23 protein-coding genes are annotated in these 24,453 nt (G+C 51.4%); 16 read left to right on the top strand and 7 right to left on the bottom strand.

Annotated features, from left to right (window positions below):
* Positions 1-60 precede the first annotated feature (60 nt).
* From M8013_RS05775 to M8013_RS05750, 6 genes are read left to right on the top strand one after another with little or no spacing between them, the layout of a single operon-like run.
* Positions 61-1,677, top strand: a complete 1,617-nt coding sequence (locus tag M8013_RS05775; RefSeq protein ID WP_271266850.1) for a mechanosensitive ion channel family protein — start codon at positions 61-63, stop codon at positions 1,675-1,677.
* The gene (locus tag M8013_RS05770; protein WP_271266849.1) at positions 1,674-2,789 is read left to right on the top strand and encodes a BamA/TamA family outer membrane protein; all 1,116 of its coding nucleotides are present in this window, start codon (positions 1,674-1,676) and stop codon (positions 2,787-2,789) included. Before M8013_RS05775 ends, M8013_RS05770 begins: the two co-directional genes overlap by 4 nt.
* A gap of 28 nt (positions 2,790-2,817) precedes the next feature.
* Positions 2,818-3,756: a hypothetical protein gene (locus M8013_RS05765; RefSeq protein ID WP_271266848.1), complete on the top strand. Its 939-nt coding sequence runs from the start codon at positions 2,818-2,820 to the stop codon at positions 3,754-3,756.
* A complete protein-coding gene (locus M8013_RS05760; protein WP_271266847.1) occupies positions 3,756-4,886 on the top strand; it encodes a BamA/TamA family outer membrane protein in 1,131 nt (376 codons plus the stop codon). The genes M8013_RS05765 and M8013_RS05760 overlap by 1 nt, the downstream gene beginning before the upstream one ends.
* On the top strand, positions 4,887-5,993 hold the full coding sequence (locus tag M8013_RS05755) for a DUF4056 domain-containing protein (protein WP_271266846.1): 1,107 nt from the start codon (positions 4,887-4,889) through the stop codon (positions 5,991-5,993).
* A gap of 58 nt (positions 5,994-6,051) precedes the next feature.
* On the top strand, positions 6,052-7,236 hold the full coding sequence (locus tag M8013_RS05750; RefSeq protein WP_271266845.1) for an OmpP1/FadL family transporter: 1,185 nt from the start codon (positions 6,052-6,054) through the stop codon (positions 7,234-7,236).
* Positions 7,237-7,249: 13 nt separating this feature from the next.
* On the opposite strand, the gene M8013_RS05745 is transcribed toward M8013_RS05750, so the two are convergent.
* Together M8013_RS05745 and M8013_RS05740 are read right to left on the bottom strand one after the other, a co-directional pair.
* Positions 7,250-7,696, bottom strand: a complete 447-nt coding sequence (locus M8013_RS05745; RefSeq protein WP_271266844.1) for a GNAT family N-acetyltransferase — start codon at positions 7,694-7,696, stop codon at positions 7,250-7,252.
* A 59-nt stretch (positions 7,697-7,755) separates the two neighbouring features.
* Complete coding sequence (locus tag M8013_RS05740) at positions 7,756-7,977, bottom strand: hypothetical protein (protein ID WP_271266884.1); 222 nt, start codon at positions 7,975-7,977, stop codon at positions 7,756-7,758.
* Between the two features lie 142 nt (positions 7,978-8,119).
* Here M8013_RS05740 and M8013_RS05735 point away from each other — a divergent pair, with 142 nt between their 5' ends.
* The 5 genes from M8013_RS05735 to M8013_RS05715 all read left to right on the top strand — a co-directional run bounded on the left by M8013_RS05735 (position 8,120) and on the right by M8013_RS05715 (position 14,358).
* Positions 8,120-8,578, top strand: a complete 459-nt coding sequence (locus tag M8013_RS05735; protein ID WP_271266883.1) for a TonB family protein — start codon at positions 8,120-8,122, stop codon at positions 8,576-8,578.
* Positions 8,579-9,505: 927 nt separating this feature from the next.
* Positions 9,506-10,048, top strand: coding sequence for a fimbrial protein (locus tag M8013_RS05730; protein ID WP_271266843.1), 543 nt, complete (start codon positions 9,506-9,508; stop codon positions 10,046-10,048).
* Between the two features lie 42 nt (positions 10,049-10,090).
* A complete protein-coding gene (locus M8013_RS05725; protein ID WP_271266842.1) occupies positions 10,091-10,750 on the top strand; it encodes a fimbrial biogenesis chaperone in 660 nt (219 codons plus the stop codon).
* 41 nt (positions 10,751-10,791) lie between these two features.
* The gene (locus tag M8013_RS05720; protein ID WP_271266841.1) at positions 10,792-13,314 is read left to right on the top strand and encodes a fimbria/pilus outer membrane usher protein; all 2,523 of its coding nucleotides are present in this window, start codon (positions 10,792-10,794) and stop codon (positions 13,312-13,314) included.
* Positions 13,315-13,323: 9 nt separating this feature from the next.
* Positions 13,324-14,358 (top strand): fimbrial protein, encoded by a 1,035-nt coding sequence (locus tag M8013_RS05715; RefSeq protein WP_271266840.1) that lies wholly within the window; start codon positions 13,324-13,326, stop codon positions 14,356-14,358.
* 194 nt (positions 14,359-14,552) lie between these two features.
* On the opposite strand, the gene M8013_RS05710 is transcribed toward M8013_RS05715, so the two are convergent.
* Entirely contained in the window at positions 14,553-15,464 is a 912-nt protein-coding gene (locus tag M8013_RS05710) for an alpha/beta fold hydrolase (protein ID WP_271266839.1), read from the bottom strand.
* A 107-nt stretch (positions 15,465-15,571) separates the two neighbouring features.
* Positions 15,572-16,129 (bottom strand): histidine phosphatase family protein, encoded by a 558-nt coding sequence (locus tag M8013_RS05705; protein WP_271266838.1) that lies wholly within the window; start codon positions 16,127-16,129, stop codon positions 15,572-15,574.
* 369 nt (positions 16,130-16,498) lie between these two features.
* On the opposite strand from M8013_RS05705, the gene trpS reads away from it, so the two are divergent.
* Together trpS and M8013_RS05695 are read left to right on the top strand one after the other, a co-directional pair.
* Positions 16,499-17,503: a tryptophan--tRNA ligase gene (gene trpS / locus M8013_RS05700; protein WP_271266837.1), complete on the top strand. Its 1,005-nt coding sequence runs from the start codon at positions 16,499-16,501 to the stop codon at positions 17,501-17,503.
* Between the two features lie 147 nt (positions 17,504-17,650).
* Positions 17,651-17,932 carry a hypothetical protein gene (locus tag M8013_RS05695; protein WP_271266882.1) on the top strand — a complete coding sequence of 94 codons (282 nt, stop codon included), beginning with the start codon at positions 17,651-17,653 and terminating at the stop codon, positions 17,930-17,932.
* A gap of 122 nt (positions 17,933-18,054) precedes the next feature.
* Here M8013_RS05695 and M8013_RS05690 read toward each other — a convergent pair whose 3' ends face one another.
* Positions 18,055-18,981: a hypothetical protein gene (locus M8013_RS05690; RefSeq protein WP_271266836.1), complete on the bottom strand. Its 927-nt coding sequence runs from the start codon at positions 18,979-18,981 to the stop codon at positions 18,055-18,057.
* Positions 18,982-19,288: 307 nt separating this feature from the next.
* Between M8013_RS05690 and M8013_RS05685 the strand changes: the two genes are divergently transcribed.
* Complete coding sequence (locus tag M8013_RS05685) at positions 19,289-19,843, top strand: TetR/AcrR family transcriptional regulator (RefSeq protein ID WP_271266835.1); 555 nt, start codon at positions 19,289-19,291, stop codon at positions 19,841-19,843.
* Positions 19,844-19,884: 41 nt separating this feature from the next.
* Positions 19,885-20,871, top strand: a complete 987-nt coding sequence (locus M8013_RS05680; protein WP_271266834.1) for a potassium channel family protein — start codon at positions 19,885-19,887, stop codon at positions 20,869-20,871.
* Positions 20,872-21,051: 180 nt separating this feature from the next.
* Here M8013_RS05680 and M8013_RS05675 read toward each other — a convergent pair whose 3' ends face one another.
* On the bottom strand, positions 21,052-21,966 hold the full coding sequence (locus tag M8013_RS05675; RefSeq protein ID WP_271266833.1) for a DMT family transporter: 915 nt from the start codon (positions 21,964-21,966) through the stop codon (positions 21,052-21,054).
* A gap of 97 nt (positions 21,967-22,063) precedes the next feature.
* On the opposite strand from M8013_RS05675, the gene M8013_RS05670 reads away from it, so the two are divergent.
* Entirely contained in the window at positions 22,064-22,978 is a 915-nt protein-coding gene (locus M8013_RS05670) for a LysR family transcriptional regulator (RefSeq protein WP_271266832.1), read from the top strand.
* A 276-nt stretch (positions 22,979-23,254) separates the two neighbouring features.
* Here M8013_RS05670 and M8013_RS05665 read toward each other — a convergent pair whose 3' ends face one another.
* Positions 23,255-24,241 carry a GlxA family transcriptional regulator gene (locus M8013_RS05665; protein WP_271266831.1) on the bottom strand — a complete coding sequence of 329 codons (987 nt, stop codon included), beginning with the start codon at positions 24,239-24,241 and terminating at the stop codon, positions 23,255-23,257.
* Positions 24,242-24,453 lie beyond the last annotated feature (212 nt).

The raw sequence follows: 24,453 nt of genomic DNA, 5'->3' as shown, positions 1-24,453 counted from the left end.
GGCCACCCGAGGCGCGGGTGGCCTGAAAAATAACAATAATGTCGCGTTAGGGTGGTGGTGATGAACAGGATCCTGCTCGCTTTTTTAACGTCTGTGCTCGCGTCACTGGCCTTTTCGCCGCAGGCGGCGGAACCGCGCCAGCAGCCGTCTGAGCAGGAGCGCGCCCGCACTGTTTACATCTTCCACCAGCCAATAGTGATGCTGCAGGCAAAGTTTGGCCTCACCACCCCGGAAGAGCGGGTGCTGCGTATTCGCAATACCCTGCGCAACTTCACCGAGGCGGACTTGCGCGAACCGCTGAAAATTGTGCCGGTCACCCGCTACAACCAGCAGGGAAGGCTGATTGTCATGAACGGCAAACCGGTGATGCTGCTGGCGCAAGCGGATCTGGATGAAGGCGATGATCTGACCCTCGATCAGGCTGCCCAGCGCGTGCTGACCCGCATGGAAGCCCAGCGCACAGCCCTGCGCGATCAATATGATTCTGGTTGGCTCGCGTTGTCGGCGGTGAAAATGGCGGCGGGTGTGCTGGCGCTGGGGCTCTTCTGGTATGGCGCCTACCGCTCGTGGCGCGTGGTGCGGCGCTTTTACCGGCGACGCATTCTGCAAAATCGCAGCTGGGTGCCTCAACGCTGGCGGCGCTTTATTGGTGTCATCGAAACGCGCCTGTATGCCCTGCTAATGATTTTACTGGGTATCCTCGCATTTTACGCCTGGCTGAGCTGGGTGTTCAGCCTGTTCCCCTGGACACGCGTCTGGGGGGCGTCATTGGGCGACTGGTCGATTCACGTGCTGCGGGAGATCGCCCTGTCGATTGCCTCTGCTTTCCCGGGGATCATGATTGTCCTGATCATCTTTCTGATCACCGCCTTTATCCTCAAACTGCTGAAAGTGGTGCTCAATCAGGTGGAAGCCGGGCGTTTGCAACTGCCCGGCATTCACCCTGAAACGGTCGGTGCCACGCGCAAACTGATCTCAGTGGTGGTGTGGCTGTTCGCCCTTTCGGCGGCGTATCCTTTCCTGCCCGGTGCCAACTCATTGGCGTTTAAGGGCATCAGCGTCTTCTTTGGCTTAATGCTGACCCTGGGCTCGGCGGGGGTGATGAACCACGCCATGAGCGGGCTGGTGCTGATCTATTCCCGCGCTCTGCGCAAAGGCGATGTGATTCGGGTGGCCGATAACGAAGGGCTGGTGAGTGAGGTTGGGATGCTCGCCACCAAAATCATCACCCGCGAAAATTATGTCGTCACGGTGCCGAATGCGGTGGTGGTGAGCGGCAAAATCACCAATCTCAGCGCGCTCAATCCGGAGGGCGGCATCAACCTGACGGTGGGCGTCACCATCGGCTATGACACCCCGTGGCGTCAGGTTCACGCCATACTTGAGCTGGCCGCCAAACGGGCCGCGGGGATCGACCTTGCCGTTCCCCCGCTGGTGCGTCAACTAGGGTTGATGGACTGGTACATCTCGTATGAGCTACAGGTCCGGCTCCTGCCGGGGCAGTCGCTGGCGGCGGCGCGCAATGCGCTGTACAGCCATATTCAGGATGTGTTTAACGAATTCAATATCCAGATCATGTCGCCGAACTTTGTCATGCAGCCCGAAGCCGCAGTGATGGTGGCGAAAGAGAACTGGTACACCGCGCCTGCCGCGCAGCCTGAAGAGAAAGCACCATGAAAAAAACGCTGCTGTTCATGCTGTTTTTTTGCTGCCATGCGCAGGCAATCGATCTGACCGACCCCGAAGACGGCATGCTGGATATGAGCAGCTATTTGCAGGACAACCCCTACGGCTTTTTACCGATCCCGGTGGTGATCACCGAGCCTGCCGTTGGCTACGGTGGCGGCTTGTTTGGCTTGTTTTTGCACGGTAAAGGCAAGCAGGTGGACGGGCAGTTTATTCCTCCGGCGATGAGCGCCTTTGGCGGCGGTGGCACGGAAAATGGCACCTGGTTTGTCGGCGGCGGCCACCGCCATACCTGGCAGGATGACCACATCCGCTATCTGATTGCGGGCGGGTATGCCGATATCAATCTCGATATCTATTCCGGGGATGTGGCGGGGTTTAGCCGCAACAAAGCCATTAACACCGAAACCAAAGGCTACGGCGGCACGCAAAAACTGCTGTTCCGGGTGGGGGATTCACCGGTGTTTGTCGGCGCATCGCAATTCTGGGCAAAGATGGATATCTCGGCCAACAACAACCCGGTGATTGACCGGCTCTGGCAGCAGGTGCTGGGCGACAGCAGCACCTCATCAGCCCTGGGGATTGTTGCGGAATATGACACCACCGATAACTTCTTTTGGCCGGGAAAAGGGGTGGCGCTGAGCGGCGAATACCAGTTTTACGGCCAGTTTCTCGGCGGGGATTATCGCTACGATGTGCTGACGCTCGACGGCAAATTCTTCCTGCCGCTGAACCCGACCTGGACCCTGTCGCTGGCGGGTAATTATCAGATGCTGTCCCAGCAGGACGCGCATTTGCCGCCGATGGCCCGGCCTTACATTGCGCTTCGGGGGATCTCCCGCTATCGCTATCAGGATGATGCGGTCGGTACCGTTCAGGCGCAGCTCGGCTGGCAGGTGACACCGCGCTGGATACTGCAGGGATTTGTCGGCGCAGGCAGTGCCGCCGACAGTACCGGCGATCTGTATCACACCGCCGAAGTGGCCTGGGGCTCCGGGTTTCGTTACCTGGTCGCCCGTGAGTACGGGCTGCATACCGGGATAGATGTGGCTTTCAGCGATCATGAGCAGGCGGTCTATTTCAACGTGGGTTCTGGCCTGTAATGGCGCGAGAGATTAATGAGGAGGGTCTATGAGATGGACTAATACGGTGGTGCCGTTGCTGCTGGTTTCGGGCGTAGCCTGCGCGGCGGACAGCGAAGAGCGTACCTTTCCCATCTGGGGCGACGAGGCGAGGGCGCGGGGATATTCGATTCCGTTACCCTTTGGCATCGGCATTAATTACATGAATATGCGCCAGAACATTGATGTCGACAGCATCGGCTTTTCTGGCCTGGCGCTGGGTAACCATACCATCCCGACCGATATGTTCAACATTGATGCCGGGCACACGCGAGAGCAGAGCAAAACGGAAAACCTGCGCCTCGATATGTGGGTATTTCCGTTTCTCAATGTTTACGGCATCGTCGGCCATACCCGCGGTTCATCGGTCTCTAACGTCTCGGTTGATGCGGATCCTTCGCGCTATACCGGCGTGGATCGGCTGATTGCTTCATCGGTACATCAGCTGTATCAGAGCGGTGACCTGCAGGACATCGATTTTGTGCTCGACTTCAAAGGCACCACCTGGGGCACCGGGATCACCCTCGCGGGCGGCTATCAGAACTGGTTTGCGCTGGTGGATACCAACTATACCCGCACCGATTTCGACATCCTCGACGGCAAAATCTCGGCGCTGACCGTCTCGCCACGGGTGGGGTATCGCTTTAGCTTCCAGGGGCCAGCGGGACAGTCTCACCTCGGGGTGTGGCTGGGCACCATGTATCAGGACGTGCAGCAGGAGTTTCGCGGCAGCCTGGCGGATCTGCATATGCCCGCCGCGCTGCAGCCGCTGATTAACGCCGTCAACCAGGACGGTGACGGGCGCTTTGATGTGAAACAGAAGCTGACCTCGCCGTGGAACATGCTGATTGGTACCCAGTTCGAAATGACGCAGAACTTTAATCTGCTCACCGAATTCGGCTTTAACCAGCGCAACAGCTTCTTTGTGGCGGGTGAGTACCGCTTCTGATGACGGCCTGCCGCGTGGTGCTGGCACTGTCCCTGACGCTGACGGCGTGGCCTTCGGCGGCGACGCTGCTGGACCGGCAATCCGTGGATCACTTGCTCTCCGGGTTGGGCGCGGATAACCAGTACGATCCGCAGAAAGGCATTAACTGGAGCGTGCTGCCGGGGCCGTTTTATACCCCGGAGCTGCGGCTGGGCCTGGGTATGGCGGTGGCGGGGATTTACCGGATCGACCCCAATGACACCACTACCCAGAACTCGTCGCTGTCGTTTACCGGCTATGTCAGTTCCAGCGGTGCGTTAGGGTTGGGGTTAAGCAGTTATACGTTTTTTACCGACGACCGCTGGCGGCTGTTCATCGACGGATCGGTGAACCGGGTGCCGACCGGATTCTGGGGGATTGGCTACGACGCGGCGCAGGGCAATGAACAGGAGTACACCAGCAATGCTGTTCGTGTGCATCCGGTGGTGCTACGGGAGATAGCACCCGACGTGTATCTCGGGGCGGGCTGGGATGTGTCTACCCTGCAGGCGGATGTCGACGACCCGCGAGCTGACGACAAATTTAGCCGTTATCACGCCGGGACCTCGCCTCTGGCATCGGGGCCCAGCGTCAGCCTGCATTACGACTCCCGGGACGTGATCACCCGTGCCAGTCGTGGGCATTTTTTTAAAGTGGAATACACCTGGTTCGACCCGGCGGTGGGCTCAGACAGCCATTTCAACGCCACCGAACTGCAGTACGACTATTACCATTCGCTGAACGAAAAAACGGTGCTGGCCTTTGACCTGTGGGGCCGCTTTACCCGGGGCGATGTGCCCTGGGATCGGCTGTCGATGGCCGGGGACGATCGGCGGATGCGCGGCTACTATCAGGGCCGCTACCGGGATAACGACGTGGTCAGTGGGCAGGTGGAGTACCGTCGCAAGCTGAACTGGCGGCACGGATACGTGCTGTGGCTGGGGGCAGGTGCGCTGGGGCAGAACCTCCGCGCGCTTAACGATCATCCCCTGTTGCCCACCGCTGGGGTGGGATACCGCTTTGAAGTGAAACCGGCGATGAACGTGCGTCTGGATCTGGGGTTTGGCAAAGAGAGTGCAGGATTTTATTTTCAGGTGGCGGAGGCGTTCTGAATGGGAAAAGGATTGATGCTGTTATGGCTGGTGGCGGGTTTTGCCTGCGCGGATGCGGATCTGTTCCCCATCAGGCACGCGGGCAAGGTGTACCCGGTCGTCAGTCAGCTTGCGCCACCGGAGTCGTTACGCCCGTGCTGCGCGTTCGGCTATGACCTGCACGTCCGCGCCGTGGGGGTGCCGATCCCGGTGTATCAGATTGGTAACGTCCTCACCCTCGAGACGCTGGGCCATCACCACTACAACGACAGCGCGCTGGGGGCGGTGAAAAATATCGTCGGGCTCAGCGACGAAAAAGACGGCCTGATCTATACCCAGCGCGGTGGGTTTATTGATATTGCCCACGTGCGCGATACCGCTGATAACACCCTGTATCTCTTCTCCCGGCTGCTGCCGGAATTGGGCCAGCACGGACGTTATTTCTACAGCGAAGAGTTGGGGGTGCGCAGGATCCAGCTTCATGCGTTTACGCCGCCGTCCTCCATGCCCGAACGCTACAGCCTGACGGCCTGGCTGGCGGGGTATCTGGCATTTCAGCTGGCCCAGTGGCATGAGATCGCCCAGTGGTACGGTTTCCAGTCGGTTCCCGGATTTTCTGAAGAGATTTCTGCCTTTTCGCCGGAAGATTTGTATTCCAACCTGTTAGGCGCGCGGCTCGCGATCAACGTGATCTTGCAGGGAAAGGCCGGAACCACAGAGGCCTATAACGCGGCGATGGACGTGGAACTGCATCGTGCGCTGCTGCAGCTGGGGGTGGCGACCCGCAGCGAAACCGAACGCAAGTTTCGCGAGCTGGACGGCGACTGGTGGAACAGCAAGCGCCGGGTGCCGGATAAATTTCTGGTGCTGAAGCGCAACTATAACCTCGACCACAATCGCTTACCGACCCCGGTGGCTTACGAAAAAACGCCGCCGACCATGCTCACGATGCCGAGCGTGGTGGCGGGGTATCAGCTGGCGCGTCTCGGCGAGCTGCAAATTTATCCGGGGGCGTCGATGCAATCCCTTCCGCCACCGAAAACATTTTACGGTCCGTCTCAGTTTCAGGCTCTGGCAACCCAAGCCGAGGAGGCGGATAAAACCCAACTGAGTCGGTTTCAGAAATAGCTAATTTCAGCGCAGCGGTGTGCGCACGATATCAATAACGCAAACAAGCAGGTGGCAAATGAATAAATCTACACTGGTTTGTCTCGGTCTGTTTTTATCCCCCACAAGCTGGGCCAGCGGGCTCTATTTTTATGAAATCGGCACCGAAGATACCGGGCTGGCCGGGGCGGGGCAGGCGGCGCGCGCCCAGGATGCCTCGACCATTGTCACCAACCCGGCCGGGATGACCCGTCTTCCCGACCACATGTTTACCGGCGGATTGCAGGTGATGGACGGGGATATCCCTTATCAGCTTGATGAGTCTGGCCGCCGAAGCCCCGGCAACATCATGAACCTGTTCCCGAACGCCAGCGGCTTTTACGCGCAAAAGCTGAATGATGATTTTTATGCCGGTATCGGGATGTACGGTAACTATGGCCTGGCAACCGACTACGGGAACTGGGCCGGGGATCGGCTGCTGAAGAAAAGCGCGATGGTGGCTCTGACCTTAAGTCCGTCGCTGGCGTATAAGCTGAGCGATAAAGTCTCGCTGGGTGGGTCGGTCAACGTTAACTACGGTCTCTTTTCACTCACCCGCAACGTCGACGGGGATGATAAAACCGAAAAAGATCACGACTGGGCGATGAGCTATCGGCTGGGTTTACTGATGGAACTGACAGACCAGACCCGGGCGGGATTAACCTGGAACAGCAGAACCAAATATGACTTTAATATTGATGCCAAAGCGCGCTTCCCGAATTTGCCGAACGTCGAATACGATCTGCCGATAACGGCGCAGGTGCAGGCCCCGCAGCAAATCATGCTCAGCCTGGTGCACGACCTCAATAAACAGTGGTCGGTGATGGGCGATCTTGGCTGGCAGGACTGGAGTCAGTTTGGCAGCCCACAAATCTCGGTGGTCGGGCAGGATCTCGATAAAACCAACCGCCTCAAAGACACCTGGCATACGGCGTTGGGGGTGCAGTATCGCCCGACAGAGCAGTGGCGGGTGAATGCCGGGGTGGCGTTCGACAGTTCGATTTATGAATCGCAGAGCGACATCGCGCTCTCTTTACCGACCGGGGATGAGTGGCGCTTTGCCACCGGGGCGCAATATCAGGTGACGCCGCAAAGTAACGTCGGCTTCGCGGTGTCGTATCTGCATATGCAATCGTCCCGCGTGCAGTCGCCGGAACTGTTAAAGGGCAGCTACGATAATCCTTATCTGTGGTTTGCCAGCGTGAACTATAGCTATCAGTTTTAAACCATAAGCATGTCTATCGCGCGTTATTTTGGCTTTTTTCTAATCGGATATCGCGCTTATCAATTTCCTTTTTGTTACCCCAGCCGAGCCGGGTATAAAACATCTCAGCCCGGCTGTTTTTTGCCGTTTCCAGCCAGAGGGTGACGTGATGTTTGAATAATTCTGCCTCAGCCGTCGTCACCAGCGCCCGTCCTATCCCTCTGCTTTGATATGCGGGAAGCACAAAGGCGGCAAAAAGGCAGCCTTCATCGGGCAAAATCATGGAAAAACCGACAATGCTGGCACCATCAGTCGCCACCCAGGCGCAAGGGGTATGTTGGATCATCGCGCCAACGACGCTCTCCGTGATCCCCATCTGACGCATCTCCTCACGGCTGAGATGATTTTCCGTTACCGATGTCCTGACATCGAAGATAGCCTCGACATCGTCGATCGCCGCAGGTCTTATGATTATCTTCATGCGAATGTCTCCCTAAGCTTAATAACCCGATTATCCTGTCAGAGTGTTCCTGATGAGAATCAGTTTGCTTTATACGCCTGCCACTCGTTCCAGACATTCTCCGGATCAATATCACGGTAGCCACGCTCTCTGATCATATCCTCTGCTGCCTCGTGCGGCAGACGGATGGCTGTAGCGCCATCGCGGATCGACTCAACCTCTTCCCGGGTCAATTCCCGTCCCGCTTCCTGTTCTTTATCTATAAGGACGACGATCAGCGCAGGGACAAAAACAATTTTCATCATGATAAGCCTCTGAAATATTGGCATGTCACTGTATCACTGACAGTTTTGGTGTTGGGCAGAAATTGTGGGTTTTTTATCGGGAAGGGGGCATTTATGGGTGTTTGATGTGGGGATCTTGCCAGGAGCGGACGTGTAATTGATGTATTGCTTGTTGCAACAAGCGTGCTCTACATCGCAAGTACGAAATGGCGGCATTCTTATTTTTGCCCGGTATTACGCCGCGCAATTGCAGCTTACTACTGAATACAATCGTACATCTGCGCCGCATGGTACGCATTATGTACATACAGATACTCCTGGAGACATAAAGGCAGGTAAATCCGCTACCCAGAACCAGCCCTATTATCCTGCAAAAGCACAGGCTGGCCGGATTGAGGGGGTTGTAAGGGCTTCATACACTGTGAATACAAAAGGGTGCGCGGAAAACATCAAAATCGTATCAGCGCAGCCAGCCGATGTGTTTGAGAAAGAAACGATCCGTGCAATGAAAAAGTGGTGTGGCATGAACCCCACTTTATTGCCGAAAATTATCACTATCACATTCCGGCTGAACGGTGGCGCAAGCATGGAAGAAGTACCGCTGACGGTCGATAAATAAGTCAGTGAGCTTGAATCCGAGACTGAAGACCATATGCCTGGTATTGCGTCTTACGGCGGGAAAACCCTGGCTCAAATACTTTTGCTTAAGTTTCTCTGGTCACCCTATAGCAAAGTTGAGTGGGTGACAGCACGATAGTGCTAATGATTCGTCCTTCAACTGAAGGAGTAAGAGTGAACTTCCGTTACTCGTTCGAAGCTGCCTACCATGTCTACTTAAAAAACAGGCTTGGCGTAGGATATTTCCCGTTTGCAAGCGGCCCCCTTCATACTACCTAAAGTCATCTGACTGACCCGGTCCAGAAAATCCTATGACGATGGTGGACCTTGCGGAAAGTATCTTCGATACGTGCACGCTGACCGATATGAAGGGAATTAAGGCGCTGCGTTGTATGGCATGAATCGACGGTAAATAAGCATATTACTACCAGTAATTTTAAAAATCCCTGACCCTGTTGAGCCATCAAGAAGTCCTTCAACATGACAGTGAAGAAGAAGAGGGTCAGGTTTCTTATTGCCGCCTGAAAATGCAGGCTCAGAAATTGAGTATTGTCGCACTGAAAGATGAGCAAGATCATAAAAGCCAGACTAATCAGTTAACTCAGAAAACAAAAGAATCTCGACGCGACAATCTTAACCACGTGATTAATAAGGGAATTCTCCCGTCTAATTTTTTTCCATTAATTTAACCTGGGATTTATCGCGTACACAGACGGACCCTTCTTAATTGCATCTTAGATGATTCTGGCAAGATAATGCATCTGCAGAGTAAGGAAGGTAGATACAGACTCTCATGTTTTTATAATATGAGAAATAAGATGTGAAAACAGTATGTATTAACAGATGCGCTTAATTAGCTAAAAACACTCTTTGTATTCATCCATTTATTTAAGAAAAAATTCTATTTTATTCACAGAAGGAGTTGTCTATGAAAATCAAATCTCTTTACCTTGCTATATTAATGCTAGGGCTTTCCTCCACCTCTGTTCTGGCAGCAGACGGTACACTTAAATTTATGGGTAATATCGGCACTTCGAGTTGTATGGTAAGCAATGGTGACAATGCCGAGATCAACGTCCCTATGGGGACGGTCCCTGTTGAAAGATTGGAAAATGACATAAACGGCCCGGCCGTAGGTTTTGCCATCACCCTGCAGGGCTGTAAGATAGGTACTTATTATCTGGTGCTGGATGGTACCAGCCCTTCAGGCCAGGAAAACGTTTTAGCCCTTGATGAGGCAGGTGGCGATGGTGTTGCTCAAGGGGTGGGAATTAAAGTGACGGACATTGCTGATAATCCTGTCACTTTATCGAAACAACTCGATACTGTTCATGACGCCAGCGTAAACATAACAAAGGAAAACGAATCCGGGACATTTTATTTGAAAGCACATTATTATGCTTTCGATACAGACAATCTGACAGCCGGGGTAGCCAACGCTACGGCCACCTTTACTATTATTCAGAAATAAATCCATGCAGGCCATTCAAGGCCTGCACTTCTCAGGTGATATATGAAATTGCTTATGGTATTTATATTATCGTTATTCGCGACAGATGTTTTTGCTGCGGTTCAGATAGAAAGCTCCCGGGTTATTTACCCGGGAGAACATAAGTCTGCCTCGCTCACCATTCATAATGTAGCGAAGAAAAATTATATCGTGCAGACATGGCTTGATGCTGATGACGGCAACCGTAATAAAACAATGGTGGTAACCCCGCCCTTACTTAAACTTCTTCCTGATCAGTCGACAGTGCTGCGGTCTATTTATTCAGGCACCGGACTTCCGACGGACAGAGAGAGTGTTATCTGGATAAATGTGCAGGAAATACCCCCGCGCGCCAGTGAGCCAAACGTGATGCAATTGGCCGTGCGCACCCGACTGAAACTCTTTTATCGTCCGGTAGCGCTGAAAACAACACTTGCAGGTGAAGTTGATAAGCTAAAAATTAAAAAGTTTAACGACGCACTGGTCATTAATAATAACGGGCCTTTACATGTCAGCCTTAATCAGTTAGTTCTTCGCAACGTGCAAGGGCTTGAGAAACGCATACCTGCAACAATGATTTCACCGTTTAGCGTTCAGACGATTAATTTTTCAAAAGGCTCGAAAGTGGTCGGGTTGACATATATTAACGATCATGGCGGGATTGCGGAAGTTAAAATGGATTAACACTTCGGCACCGATTAAAATAATGTCAGGGATGTGTCATTATGCAACGGTCATTTATAAAAATCTGTGCGTTGACCTCAGCGTTACTTCCCGGGGCGGAATGTGCAGCGAAAAGTGAATATAACACCGCTTTTTTTCATGGCGTGGACGCCGGCACCCTGATCAATCTCATTGATCCTGATTCCGGCATTATACCCGGCATTTATGCACTGGATGTCTATGTGAACCAAGTGCTTGTTGAGCAGCGGGATATCGAGTTAGTGAGGCGCAAGGAAAACAACCAGGTACGCCCCTGCCTCAGCACCGGGCAACTGCAGGCATGGTCGGTCGGTATTTCCGGAGAACAGCAGAGCCAATGCGTGGATCTGGCCAGCCAGTTCCCCGGTGCCTCAATGCATGTCACTATCGCGGAGCATCGTCTGGATATCCAGGTGCCACAGCTTTATATGAATAAACAACCGCGTGGAGCTGTACCCGCCACACTGTACGATGAAGGTGTTACGGCAGCGTTTATTAATTACAATCTCGTGGCAAATAACATAAAAAGCTACGGCGAAAATAATCAGTATGCCTATCTTTATCTGAACAGCGGCCTGAACCTTGGTGCCTGGCGCTTGCGCTCTTCGTCCAACCTGACCAAAAACAGCGGTGAGGAGCACCACTGGCAGAACGTTGCTTCCTGGGCGGAGCGTGCGCTTCCCTCCCTGCAAAGCCGCCTTATTTTCGGCCAGACCAGCACCGGAAATACCGTTTTCGACAGCGTTCCTTATCGTGGTCTTCAGCTTGCTTCGGAGCAGATGATGCGCGCCGACAGCCAGTCTCAGTATGCGCCGGTGGTACGGGGAATGGCGGAGAGTAATGCCCGGGTGGAAGTCAGGCAAAACAACTACCTGATTTACTCAACCAACGTTTCACCCGGCCCTTTTGAATTTAACGATATTGTTCCGGCCAGCCGCAGCGGTGATTTGCTCGTCACCATTATTGAGGCTGACGGACGGCACAGTAACCTGGTCATCCCCTATACAGTCCTTCCCGGCCTGGTTCGTTACGGCCAGTACAACTATGAGCTGGTTGCCGGAAAATATCATGATGGAGCTGAAGGCTATTCTCCTTCTTTTGCTGAAAGTCAGCTTTCCTATGGCGTGAGCAATACCATCACCCTGAACACTGGCGCACTTACCGCCGAACATTACAGCAGCGTAGCTGCGGGGCTCGGAAAAAACATGGGCAATCTCGGCGCCGTTTCTTTTGATCTCGCTCTATCCGATACCCGTCTTGCCCGGGGCGACAGCCGCCAGGGTGCCAGCGCGCGTTTTTTATATGCTAAATCATTTATTGATTCCCACACTGATTTCGTGGTGGGGGGATACCGCTATTCATCTTCCGGATATTATGACTTTCAGGAAGCGGTGGAGGAGCGTCGTCGCTGGGATAATGACCACTATAAAAGTTATTATTGGGATGAAGACGAAAATAGCGATCCACAATGGATTGTCACCCGGCCAGACATTACTTACCAGTCGAATTATGCCACCAAAAAGGATCGACTTGATGTCTCAGTCAACCAGCAGATTGGCGAGCTTAGCCAGCTATATTTCACTTTCAGCAAGCAAAATTACTGGCAGGGAAGCCGGTCGGATACCACGGTACAGTCTGGTTTATCCTCCGTACTGGGCAAAGTCACCTGGAGCCTTTATTACCAGAATACCCGTAACCATTACACCGCGAATGACAGCAGTTTGAACCTGCGTTTATCGTTGCCACTAAACTTTAGTGGCCAACCGGCTAACGCAACGGCAGATTTTCATAGTGACCGTTCGGGTAAAGTATCCTCCACTGCCGGGCTTAGTGGTTCGTTGCTGGAAGATAACCGGCTCAGCTACAGCGTGCAGGCGGCACAGAATGATTCAGAGCGTACCGCAGGAAGCGCGGGCATTGGTTATCGAGGGCATGCCGGAAACCTGTGGCTCGGCTATGCCAGTTCTGAACACGCGCAGCAAAGCAGCCTGAACCTTTCCGGTGGCCTTGTCGCACACAGTGGCGGGCTGACGCTGTCGCAACCTTTGGGTTCAACGTTTACGCTGATCGAGGCTGAAAATGCGCAGGGTGTTGGTCTGAAAAATCAGACGGGTAACCGAATTGATCCATTTGGTTATACTGTGGCTCCCAACGCCATTCCATACCGTAATAATGTCTACACGCTGAATACTCATGATTTCCCTGACGACCTGGATGTGCCAGTGGCGACAAAGAAAACGGTACCAACCCGGGGTGCAATAACCCGCATTCGCTTCGAAACTTACAGCGGCGGAAGCCTGCTTATCCACAGTCGCTTGCCGGATAACAGTTTTCCACCTGTCGGGTCGCAGGCTTACAGCCGCGGTGAGCGCAGTAATGGCATTGTAGGGCCGGACGGAGACGTATTTGTGTCCGGCGTTGAGCATGGCGAAACGCTGGTAATTCGCTGGGGTGACCAGTCTGACGAGCAATGTCTTATTCAGATCCCGGAGGATGAGGGACAGAAGAAAACAGGTTATCGCGAACTGAGTGCAGTTTGCCAATAAAGGGATGGCATGATGAAAACTTCCGGACGATATTTTTTATTGACTGCCATGCTCGGCCTGGCGTTATTTTCTTCAGCGGCACAGGCCCTGACGTGTAAAGCAGGCACCTCTGTGAGCGAAACCGTGGCTATCGACAGCGTGTTAAAGGCCTCCGTTGGGGATTTTGGCGCAAATACGAAGATCTGGGTTTCGTCACCCATTACTGCCACTTTTACCTGCACCGATACCAACGGCTATCCTAAAGGGGAAAACGCCTATCTGTGGCTTGATCCCAATGATGTGGTTAAAAATATCCATAATTCCCTGGAAGTAGGGATAACGTATAAAAATGTGGATTACAAACTTATCAAGGGAGACAAGATCGAAATTGGTCCGGCTACCCTTTGCCGCTCAGATGGTAGAGGTGGCTGCCTTTCGCCAGCCACCTCTCAGACATTTACGCTTACCTACCAGGTGTATATCAAAACCACTGGCTTACCTGCAGCAGATGACGGCAAAGTGATGGGCAATGTCAGCCTCTCGCTGTTCCAGGTTGATGGCGTGGGCGGGCTGCGTGTAGGAAGCGGAGGAAATGATGGTAACTTTAACCTTTATATAACCGGCCTGAATAATATTACTTTTATTGCCTGTACTCCCCGCGTAACGCTGGTGCCTGATACGCTTGATTTTGGGGTGATCAATGCCCGCTGGGCGGCTCCTGGTAGGATTGAAAAAACCAAATCTTTCAACGTCATAGTGGACCTGACGAGGGAAAAAAGTGGAAAAACCTGCACCGGTGAGACGCTGCTGCTGACTTTAAGTTCCAGCAACCCGGTTAAGGACGGGAGTATAATCATGCCGGTAGCAAATAGCGGTTTTGGTTTTATTATTTCTGAAAACAGTAACCTGCTACCCCGGATCCCCCTTAATACACCCCAGACTTTCGGTATGATTAGCGGTGACCATATGATGCATGAATATTATGCCGGATTTGTCTGGACAGCCATTTCGCCGCTCCTGGGCGACTACAGCGCCACGGCAACTGTGACGGTGACTTTTAAATAGAGAACAGGCCCGGGAAAGAGAACTGCTGAATTCAATCTGTTGAATAAAACAGCAACATTTTACGCTAAATATTTATTCACGATGAGGGAGGTGCGCCTCAGCGCATCCTCCTTTAAAAGTAATTCCATGTGTTTTTTCCGGCATCAGAAATCCCAGTCTTTCTTTTGCAAAATTTCGATGTTCAGCACCATCCTTTATTTGTTTAAAAATGACTCAACTGCGGTGGAAAACCGTTCTGGCTGATCCAGCATGACAAAGTGAAAACTGTCGTCGATCTGCGTGAAATGGGCATCAGGTGCAGAAGCATAGGCTTGACGGTACATTGCTTCCACGCTGGCGGCTGGGATCCCGAATAAGGGGTCATACGCGTACAGGATCTCCATCGGCGCGTTGATGCGCGCGAGCTCGGGGCGCAGGTCGGTGATCATCAATTCATACACGGCATCGGCAACCGTTTTACGATCGGAATTGATCCCCGCCGTCACCAAAGCAGGCCTCACCGCCTCGGTCTTCGCTAAACGGTTTATGGATGTCTTCTGAAACTCTTTTCTTTGCTCCGGCGATTGCCCCAGTAGCCAATCCCGCATCGCTGTGGCCTGCCGGGCCGCCGTTTCGCTGGTCGCTGCCGGGTCAATCATCAGCGTATAGAACGGCAAGGCATCGACGATCATCAACCGACCGACCAGGTCGGGATGACGGGCCCCCAGCATCAATGCCACCTCTCCCCCAAGCGAATGGCCAATGATCGCCGGTGCCTGGATGTGCTGGGTTTGGATGTAATCAGCGATGGCGTCAACTGCCGGAGCGATGACCTGTCCCTGTGGATTGGAAACGGCAGGCGTACTTGCAAAACCCGCGAGTTCAACAAGATGAATACGGTGGTTCTTACGTAAAGTGGCTGCTAAATCGGTCCAGATGTCGCGAGACGACGCCAGCCCCGGAATCAGGATGACATCCGGCCCTGAGCCTTGCGTCTGTACAGAGATACGCTGCGAAATCGGATGCGCTGAAGGTATGGCCTTAGACTGCGTTGCGGACGCGGAGGCTAATACTGACAATAATAAAAGAGCCCCGCCGAGGGTGGCGCGGATTGTTGCGGTACGCATGGGTGTCGTCCTTGTTATGTTACCCCTGACAACCCGGGGCAAGCTGAAAGAAGTGTTTAGCAAAAAAATCATTGCGGGATTATTGGATGTGTAATCACGATCTTTACTTACTGTAAGTGGTAGGTGCGAGCGTTCCAGTAACCCTTACCCTGTCGACGACTCTCTTTCCAGCCCATCGATATAAGTTGCTTTGCAATCAGTCGATTCATCACCCCATGCCCCATAAGCAGCACGGGCCCGTTTGCTTCTTTTACAGATGTTACCAGGATATCCGCAGCCTGAACGGCGCGTTGTTTAGCGAGCCCCAAGGACTCTACATTACGGGAGCTGCCACAAAGCCACATGACACGGAAAACCGACGCCCAGAAGAGGGGGGATAACCTAAAAGCCGGCACGTGGAGTAGGGGCAAGCCAGCTTCTCTGAAAACGTCATCTATGAGGTCAGGTTTACGCCCTAATGCGATCAGGGAAGAAAGCGCTCTGGGAAGAGGGCTGCTTATGATGCGCAATGCGCTGGATGCTAACGTTTTGCTGGGCTGTGGGGGAATATCGCTGCCCGTATCAGAGAGGTCATATCGTGAAATCCACTCGGCCATCTCAAGGCTCGTTACTTTCGTCAAACCAGTGAAAGCAGGCTTTCCATGTCGCATCAAAATAATTTCCATACAGCGCTTCTTGTTTGTGGTCCCTTTGGCGCAAACAGACTAACGCGATGAAGGCCGGTTGCACTACCACCATATTTAGGGTTGACCCCGGTAGCTGAGATAACGTATCAGTCGTGCTGAATACAGCATGGACATTCCCTGTGGTTGTATTGAAAGCGTTAAAAGCTGATTGCCACTTTACCCCTATACTTGACCATGATACTTTCATTTGATGAATACAGAACACGTCATCTATTCTTTCAAACACGACCTCTGGTGGCTGCCTTTCTAAGGGCGGCCTGATAATGTATTTTCCATTTCAAATAACCGCCGAAAGCGGTTATTTGCATTTATAAGACCCCTTTCGGTTTACGACTTAAGGAGTCTTATATGAATAGCAAAGCCATCATTCTTACGGGCGATCGTCCAACAGGGCCTTTACACCTCGGTCACTATGCCGGCTCGCTGCGCCAGCGCGTTGCTCTACAACATCATTATCAACAGTTTGTGTTGGTCGCAGATCTGCAAGGACTGACCGATAACGGTAGCAATCCTCAAAAGATTCGAGACAACATTCCCGAAGTCCTTGCCGATTATCTCGCTGCAGGTATTGATCCCTCGCTCACGACAATCTGTCTGCAATCTGCGTTGCCCGCCCTTGCTGAACTCACCGCGCTTTATATGAATATCGTTACCGTGGCACGCGTGGAACGTAACCCAACGGTAAAAAACGAAATTGCACAGAAAGGGTTCACCCGCTCACTACCGGTCGGGTTTTTGGTCTATCCCATCAGTCAGGCGGCTGATATCACGGCCTTCAAAGCCAACCAGGTTCCCGTCGGCGACGATCAGTTACCGATGATTGAACAGACCAATGAAATCGTGCGTAAAATGAACAGCCTAATGCCGGAACCTGTTTTGCATCATTGCAACGCGATGTTGAGCGAAACCAGCCGCCTGCCTGGTCTTGACGGTAACGCCAAGATGTCTAAATCACTCGGCAATACGTTGCTACTTTCTGCCAGCGAAGAAACCATCCATCGCGCGGTCAATGCGATGTACACCGACGCTAATCACTTAAAAGCCACCGATCCGGGGCAGATAGACGGAAATAGGGTTTTCACTTATCTGGATGCTTTTCACGCCAATAAAGCAAAAGTGGCGGAAATGAAAGCGCATTATCTCCGGGGCGGGCTGGGTGACAGGACATGCAAAAACGAGCTAGAGATTTGCCTGCAGGAACTGATTGCGCCCATGCGCGAGCGTCGTGCAACTTACATTCAGGATAAAGGTGCGCTTATTGCGCTTTTGAAAAAAGGGAGCGAACGGGCTCATAACGTCACGCAGAAGACATTACGGGAAGTGAAAGAGGGGTTGGGATTACCGGTATTCTGAAGCCACACGCTCGCCCGCTTCGTGTCAGACGCGGGTGTAGCTGAAAAAACAATGGGTAGGGCTTCAAAAGGACGTTCAATATCTGTGTACAACATTAAACTTGAGTGTCTATATTGTCTTACCGACTTCGTCCATATGGATGAGCAAATGCCTAATTACTGTTTTTATAAAAAAGATAAGCAAATAGTTGTGCTGGAAAAATCGGAAGAGCACGAAGCTTTTCATTTAATTAAACAGGGTTATGAAAAACAATTTGAAGAAGTTAGTTCTTCCAATAAAGAAAACGCGCTTACCCGCTTTGCTGATATTCGAAGGAATAATCGGGTAGACCACAGTAATTTCTTAGCAGGCGCTGGCGCTATGCCACTGATCGGTGTCCTGACAGCCGTTGCAGTTTTTCTTTTCCGGAAAAAGCGGCCAAGGCATTGATATTGCCCGCTTCTCGCTCATAGCGAAACAAGATTAAATCATTTGATACTGTTCTTCTTTTAAGGCAGGTGACTGAACTCACTCTGCCTCGTCAGGGGCATGAACCACTTCGCGATAATTGTCTATGTTTCTAACTGCCGTGCCGCGAGAGCCTGTCTTGCTGCGTTTGATGCCCATTCATCGGATGGGTCCAGGTGTTCAATCTCCGACTCTGCTATCGGCGTTACTCGGATCAGCGGAACGGAACCGAAAGGCAGATTATCAATCCTGCGGCCATCAAGGCTGAGGATGATTCGGGTCAATGGCTTAAAGTCGTCTGTAAGCATGCAAAACAGGATTGCGCCATATTTTTCAACATCGGCAGCAACCTGATACCCATCGGCGACGAGATCGCCCAGGTTGATCAAGAGATGAGCCCAGTCATTAATCGGGTGGCGGGCAATATCCGAAGCGTCTAACTCCATAACAAGCTCGCATTCTACGCCATTTTCCGGGTCGGCAATGCCGGCCGAGGGCGTCGAGAGGCCATCAGTGGCCAGCGTTAATGTGGTGTTGCTCTTCGTGTTGAGCACCCGGCGATGGGGCCCGAACCATTTCGTCTGGTTGTGCACGTTTGCGTCATCTCGTTCAACCGTAAAGCCATCTGAGACGCTGCCATACCTTTCCCAAAAGGCTCGCCTTGCTACAGCAGCTACCTCATAAATCGGATCCTGAGGACCACGCGGCACAATTGTCTCATCGAAGAGCGTGTCAACGGTAACGCTCCCCCGTATGAACGGTATTTTAGACCTTGTCCAATGAACGATAACTTTATTAAAGGGCTGAATCCTTGATGCTTCGAGTTTCTCGACGACCTCTCGGACCTTCTGGAAGGCGTGGGTACCCTCTGCAACGTGACTTCCGTCGGCATACATGTAGCCTCCGGTTTGTGAGGAGACTCCAGCCTGTTCGGTGATAAAAAACCATTCTCCTTTCACAGCGCCTGCGGGTCCCTTGTCTAAGGCCGAGCGTAAATCCTTTGCCGCATCAGAGTTTGAATATGCTGTCATGTCTGTCCTTTATAGAAGTGCAGGGAGACAGAAAAATCCATTACTGTCAGTTCGGGAACCATGCGATTCCAGTAGGGTGCTTTCAGCTCAGTCATTGCTCAACTCCGTTTTGACTGACGTAGCATATATCAGATGGCTTGAAGAAGGTTCAAGTCCATGGACTCAGCGACTCAGTGTGAGACGAATTGTGATGATATCAGTTGTTTGCTCTTAACTGCCCTTAAAGCCCTGACAGGGAGAGTTTTTTGCCAGGAGCAGACGCTCCTGAGTAATTGACAACAAACATACCGATCGGTATGTTTGTCTAATGACAATCAATCATCTTCGTAAAAAACAGCCTGCACTGGTCAGGGCTTCACTAATTGAATGCACCAAAGCACTGGCGGCGCGTAACGGTTTGTCCACTGCCAGTGTGCAAGCAATCTGTGATATGGCTGGCGTGACCAAAGGTGCATTTTTTCATCATTTCCCAAGTAAAGACGCGCTTCTAAACTGCGTGTTTGAACAAATGGTGAATGAGTTTTCTGCCGAAATTACACGGCGGATAGATATGGACCCCTGTGATATCGGTGCATTCACTCGTGCCTATCTTGAAATGGGCGCTGCAACTATTGATAACCCGGACATGGTGACGTTATGGAAGTCTGCCATGGCGGATGAACATATCTGCGAGAAATGGCGGGAATGGTATCTGGGCATTCTTAACGAACGCGGCTGCCTGGAAGATCGCCCTGAGTTCGCCGTGGTTAGGATGGCTGCTGATGGACTGTGTCTGGGCGCCAGTATGCAGATATACCCTGGCGACTTAAAGGGTGCTCTACACGTCCTGCGCACTCTTTCTGCAGCTCCAGCCGAGAAATGAACGACTGATTTCCATTAACGCTTCCCCTTCAGAGATTAATTATGCATAAACCTTTTCTTATCATCGGTGGTTACGGGACGGTCGGTTCTCACCTGGTATCACGTCTGAATCAATTTTTACCCGACCTGCCTGTGGTTATCGCTGGCAGGAATGCAGAACAAGCCCAAAAATCCGCCGCGCGATACGACAACACAACCGGTATCGCAGTTGATACGCTAAGGGCCGATTTGGGCATTGATTCCTCAATGAAATTCAGTGGCATTGCGGTCTTAACCAACGATCTTTCCACTCATCCGGCACAGTACGCAATTGCACACGGCATACCTTATACAAGTATTGCTACCCAGTTGAACCACATCGCCCCTAAGTTGACGTTGTATCTTCGTAATCCAGCTTGCAGGGTGCTAATTCAGGATACCAGTTTTGCTGGCATCCTTATTTCTGCAGGCATTCATTGCTCTGGCTACTTCCAGAAGGTAAAACTTATCCGTGCTGCTGCGCTTATGGATGAGAACGATCTTGGCGGACCGGCAAGTCAGGCCGATTCTGGTGATTTTTCTCAGAAGGAAGCTGGGTTGCTGCTTGAAGATTCTCAATGGATAGTTCCACGAGATGGAAAAGAAATGAGGGAATACACCCTGGAAGATGGTTTTGCATTCACAGGAATGAGTTTCCCCGGGTTTGATGCTGCAGAACTGGCTTACGCCACCGGCGCAACCTCAGTCCGCGTTGACTTTGCACTTGGCCAATCTCATGGCAGCCGTCATGGTGAAAAACCATCAGTCGACATTATTTATGAGATCGAGGGTACGCTCACTGATGGCCGGGATGGTAAGTTGAAATTCCAGCTGACGCATCCGGAAGGACAGGCGTTCCTGACCGCGGTAGGTGTGGCTGTTGGTATAGAATCGCTTCTTCAGGAAGAAGAATGTCCAGGTTTGTATCTCACCTCCCAAAAGATCGATCCCGATCTTATGCTGTCACGACTCCTTCAGTCGGGTGCCATACTCAGTCGTTTACCGGGTTAACTGAACGTTCCTTGCTCTAATATGACAACCAGTTGGCTGCTCTCAGGGCTTATATAGACCGCTGCAGCCAATCATAATGAGCTAACATGTCCGCTTCTCGCTCACAGCAGACCTTCTGAACGACACGTCCGGCACGCTTTTTACCTGAGGCGGACAATATTTTTACCAACAGCGTTTCGTTTATGACGTGGTAACATTGACCATTCTCTTTGCTGATTTCCCAGAACAGAGAACAATACCGCAAATAATCAACAACGCGCTGACCAAGTGAAATAAATGTAATGGCACATTTAGAAATAACACGCTAAATAAACCACCGCTCAGCGGAATGAAATGCGAAAATACTTCTCCACGCGTCGCGCCTATGGCCTGAATGCCTTTGTTCCATAATATATATGAGAGCCATGAAGGGAAAATAATTAGATATAATAATCCAATAACCAAACCGCTGTGGGTGAATTCGGTGAGCACTGGAAGGCCCGTTCTTGCAACAGATGTAATCGATATCGGAAGCAGTATTACCGCCCCGATTGTTGCGCTAACAGCTACAAATGCACTTCCTCCCACTTCACGGGGTTTAATACGAAGAAATGCGCAATATATCGCCCAGCTTGCTGCCGATCCTATAGTCCACAAGTCACCACGATTGAGATGCTTTAAGTTGTCCAGATGGTTAAAATCCCCCTGGATTACTAGCCAGACCACCCCGAGAGAACTTATTATTACCCCGGAAATATTTTTTGTTGATATACTTTCATTGAAAATTACTTTATTTATTAACAGGACAAATGCAGGGGTGGTTGATAAATAAATGGCAGCATTTAGCGATGACGTATATTGCAACCCAACGTATAAAGTCAATGGGAATAATACCTGCCCAAATAGAGCCAGGAAGAATACGATGTGAAAAGAACGCCTAATTGCTATCAGTTGTCCACGAACCTGCCTATGGTAAAGGGTTAGCAAAAGTATAGCAGTGAATATCCAGCGAGCTAATGATAATAAAACAGGGTCCATTACACCCACTAAGAAATGACCTACGACATAATTCCCACCCCAAAAAACAGCGGCAAGAGTTAGGTATAAATAAGGCATCACAACTTCCTTTCAAAGATTTCTTTCTTTCAAGATTACTGCTTAAGAAATAGAGATGCTAATATAAATTATTGTTCACCAGGTATGGTTTAAAACTATGGATTTTACTTTCAGGCAACTTGAGTTTTACATAGCTCTTTCAGAAGAGTTACAGGTTTCTAAAGCTGCAAATCGTTGCCATGTTTCGCAGTCTTCCATGACGGTTGCGTTACGTAATCTGGAAGGGGCGCTTAACACTCAACTATTTTTACGCCAGCCCAAGGGGATTCAGCTTACTTTGGCCGGGGAACGCTTTTTGATGCATGCCCGCACTATCATCACCAACAGCCATATCGCTTTAGAAGACTTGTATCGTCAACCTGAAACGACTACCGGTAAAGTGAGAGTTGGGATAGCACAGACGCTCTCGGCCTACCTGTTGCCTGAGATGCTCAATGATATTGCAACCCATTTCCCTTTACTTGAAATCGATTATTTCGAGGCCACAAACGATGCACTGCTGGCAGCTCTGCGTCAGCAACACGTTGATTTTTGTCTTCTGTTAACCTCAAATATTCAGCTCAGTGGCGACCTTGAAGTTGAAACCATTATTCGATCGCTACGTCAGTTGTGGGTCTCCCCTGGACATTCTTTGCTGAGCCAACCCACTATCTGCTTAAAGGATATCGAGAAGCTACCCTATTTGATGCTTGAAACAGATCAATATCCCACCGTGATCACCAATATCTGGCAACGCAATGGATATCAGCCCAACATCATCTTTCGTAGCAATTCCTTCGAAGCAATTCGCAGTCTCGTGGCCCAGGGCTTGGGGATTACCATTCTATCCGACTTGGTTTACCGTCCCTGGTCGCTAAACGGTCAGCGCATCATCCGCAGAACAATTGAAGACTGTATCACTTACATGGACGTGGGAGTGCTCACTATTAAAGAACAGCAGCTGTCAGTTCCGGCAAAGCGATTAAAGGAGTTTTTACGTTCGCTGGTCTTAAGATCAGAGCGTAGAAATTAAATGTGTGAATCGGCAAAGCTTCAGTAGCTATATCTGATGACAGATAATTACCCATTTCCGCTTTTCGCTCACAGTGGACCTGGGCTATTTGGCATAACTGTTCCCCAGTAAGCCTAGTTCAGTAGAAATCCAACTCAATCAAAATCAGCTTTCAGTAAAGCTCCGTCTTGTCACTTTTCCGGAGCTCAGCGGAAAAGTGAAGTCTGCCAGGGATATACATATCCACATGCCCGATATCAGGCTGCCCATTCAATGGGTTAAAACGAGAGCATCAGATTATTCAGTGTTAAACCGTTGCCTGTGCTGGCTGGGTGTCACGCCCATAATTTTGCGGAAGATCCTGCGAAAGGCAGACGTGTCTGTGTATCCCACTTCCCACGCAATCACATCGACAGCACGACCTGTAAGTTCCAGTGCGTCCCGCGCTTTCATTATTCTGACCTGTTGTAGGTAATCTGTTGGCCTTAATCCCGTCGCTTTCTGGAAATGACGGAGAAAGGTCCGGGGTGACAAGGACACCCGTTCAGCCATCGTCTCAATACTGTGCTGCTCGGAATAGCAGGCGTGCAGGTGATGCTGGACAAGCAAAATCTTGCTGTCGCCATGCTCAAAATTAGGGATAAATACGGCATAGGGACTTTGTTCACGCCTTGGGGGATCGACCAGCAAAAAGCGAGCGGTGGCAAGCATTGTGCCCGTTCCTGATATTTTCTCTATCAGGGTGAGTCCCAGATCTATCCAGGCAAGAATGCCGCCAGCGGTAATAATATCACCATCGTCGATAACCATTTTTTCCGCAACAACGTCTATCGCCGGAAAACGGTCTGCCAATGTTTGCGCAAAGGCCCAGTGCGTGGTTGCCCGGCGGTGGTTAATTAACCCGGTTTCGGCCAGAACAAATGCACCTGCGCAAACCGAGCACAACGTGACACCTCTTTCGTAGAGTGTATTCATCCAGTCAGCAGGCACCTTCGTTGAAGTCATCAGTGCTGGCATCACCAGACTTGGCGGCACAATCAGATAACTCATGCGGTGGGCTTCATCTGGATGGCTGTCCCAGACACATTCCACCGTATTAAGACTCTCATTTACCTGCCAGTGCGAAACGCGTATTGCTTGTTTGCGCTCCTCTCCAGATATGCTCATAGCCCAATCAGCGGCGATCCTGAACATATCGGTCAGACCGTACACAGCGGCGAGTTGGCAGTCCCGGTAAATCAAGAGGCCAATCTCAGCGACGACCCTATTTTTTGAAGAACTCATATTTGTCATTTTTAGCACTTATAATGTCATATATGACAAGTGTATCCACTTACGTATTACCTGACAATGTGTTCCACAAGGCGTCACTGCGATGACCTGAAAAACTGTAAAGGAGCGCATATGTCAGGCGCAGAAATCGGAAAGTTAAATATTTCAAGGCGTGAACTGTTGATCCTTGGCGGCACACTGTCGGCAAGTATTGGGCTCTCTCA

It is taken from the genome of Silvania confinis, from assembly GCF_025564085.1.
In the GTDB taxonomy this organism is placed as follows: domain Bacteria; phylum Pseudomonadota; class Gammaproteobacteria; order Enterobacterales; family Enterobacteriaceae; genus Enterobacter; species Enterobacter confinis.
Note: the sequence above shows the minus strand (reverse complement) of the source record. Positions and strands in the feature narration are given on the sequence as shown.

Excerpts from the sequence above, each read along its gene's own strand:
- M8013_RS05775 (WP_271266850.1), top strand. The coding sequence starts at position 61 with ATGAACAGGATCCTGCTCGCTTTTTTAACGTCTGTGCTCGCGTCACTG.
- M8013_RS05770 (WP_271266849.1), top strand. The coding sequence starts at position 1,674 with ATGAAAAAAACGCTGCTGTTCATGCTGTTTTTTTGCTGCCATGCGCAG.
- M8013_RS05765 (WP_271266848.1), top strand. The coding sequence starts at position 2,818 with ATGAGATGGACTAATACGGTGGTGCCGTTGCTGCTGGTTTCGGGCGTA.
- M8013_RS05760 (WP_271266847.1), top strand. The coding sequence starts at position 3,756 with ATGACGGCCTGCCGCGTGGTGCTGGCACTGTCCCTGACGCTGACGGCG.
- M8013_RS05755 (WP_271266846.1), top strand. The coding sequence starts at position 4,887 with ATGGGAAAAGGATTGATGCTGTTATGGCTGGTGGCGGGTTTTGCCTGC.
- M8013_RS05750 (WP_271266845.1), top strand. The coding sequence starts at position 6,052 with ATGAATAAATCTACACTGGTTTGTCTCGGTCTGTTTTTATCCCCCACA.
- M8013_RS05745 (WP_271266844.1), bottom strand. The coding sequence starts at position 7,696 with ATGAAGATAATCATAAGACCTGCGGCGATCGACGATGTCGAGGCTATC.
- M8013_RS05740 (WP_271266884.1), bottom strand. The coding sequence starts at position 7,977 with ATGAAAATTGTTTTTGTCCCTGCGCTGATCGTCGTCCTTATAGATAAA.
- M8013_RS05735 (WP_271266883.1), top strand. The coding sequence starts at position 8,120 with ATGTATTGCTTGTTGCAACAAGCGTGCTCTACATCGCAAGTACGAAAT.
- M8013_RS05730 (WP_271266843.1), top strand. The coding sequence starts at position 9,506 with ATGAAAATCAAATCTCTTTACCTTGCTATATTAATGCTAGGGCTTTCC.
- M8013_RS05725 (WP_271266842.1), top strand. The coding sequence starts at position 10,091 with ATGAAATTGCTTATGGTATTTATATTATCGTTATTCGCGACAGATGTT.
- M8013_RS05720 (WP_271266841.1), top strand. The coding sequence starts at position 10,792 with ATGCAACGGTCATTTATAAAAATCTGTGCGTTGACCTCAGCGTTACTT.
- M8013_RS05715 (WP_271266840.1), top strand. The coding sequence starts at position 13,324 with ATGATGAAAACTTCCGGACGATATTTTTTATTGACTGCCATGCTCGGC.
- M8013_RS05710 (WP_271266839.1), bottom strand. The coding sequence starts at position 15,464 with ATGCGTACCGCAACAATCCGCGCCACCCTCGGCGGGGCTCTTTTATTA.
- M8013_RS05705 (WP_271266838.1), bottom strand. The coding sequence starts at position 16,129 with ATGGAAATTATTTTGATGCGACATGGAAAGCCTGCTTTCACTGGTTTG.
- trpS (WP_271266837.1), top strand. The coding sequence starts at position 16,499 with ATGAATAGCAAAGCCATCATTCTTACGGGCGATCGTCCAACAGGGCCT.
- M8013_RS05695 (WP_271266882.1), top strand. The coding sequence starts at position 17,651 with ATGCCTAATTACTGTTTTTATAAAAAAGATAAGCAAATAGTTGTGCTG.
- M8013_RS05690 (WP_271266836.1), bottom strand. The coding sequence starts at position 18,981 with ATGACAGCATATTCAAACTCTGATGCGGCAAAGGATTTACGCTCGGCC.
- M8013_RS05685 (WP_271266835.1), top strand. The coding sequence starts at position 19,289 with ATGACAATCAATCATCTTCGTAAAAAACAGCCTGCACTGGTCAGGGCT.
- M8013_RS05680 (WP_271266834.1), top strand. The coding sequence starts at position 19,885 with ATGCATAAACCTTTTCTTATCATCGGTGGTTACGGGACGGTCGGTTCT.
- M8013_RS05675 (WP_271266833.1), bottom strand. The coding sequence starts at position 21,966 with ATGCCTTATTTATACCTAACTCTTGCCGCTGTTTTTTGGGGTGGGAAT.
- M8013_RS05670 (WP_271266832.1), top strand. The coding sequence starts at position 22,064 with ATGGATTTTACTTTCAGGCAACTTGAGTTTTACATAGCTCTTTCAGAA.
- M8013_RS05665 (WP_271266831.1), bottom strand. The coding sequence starts at position 24,241 with ATGAGTTCTTCAAAAAATAGGGTCGTCGCTGAGATTGGCCTCTTGATT.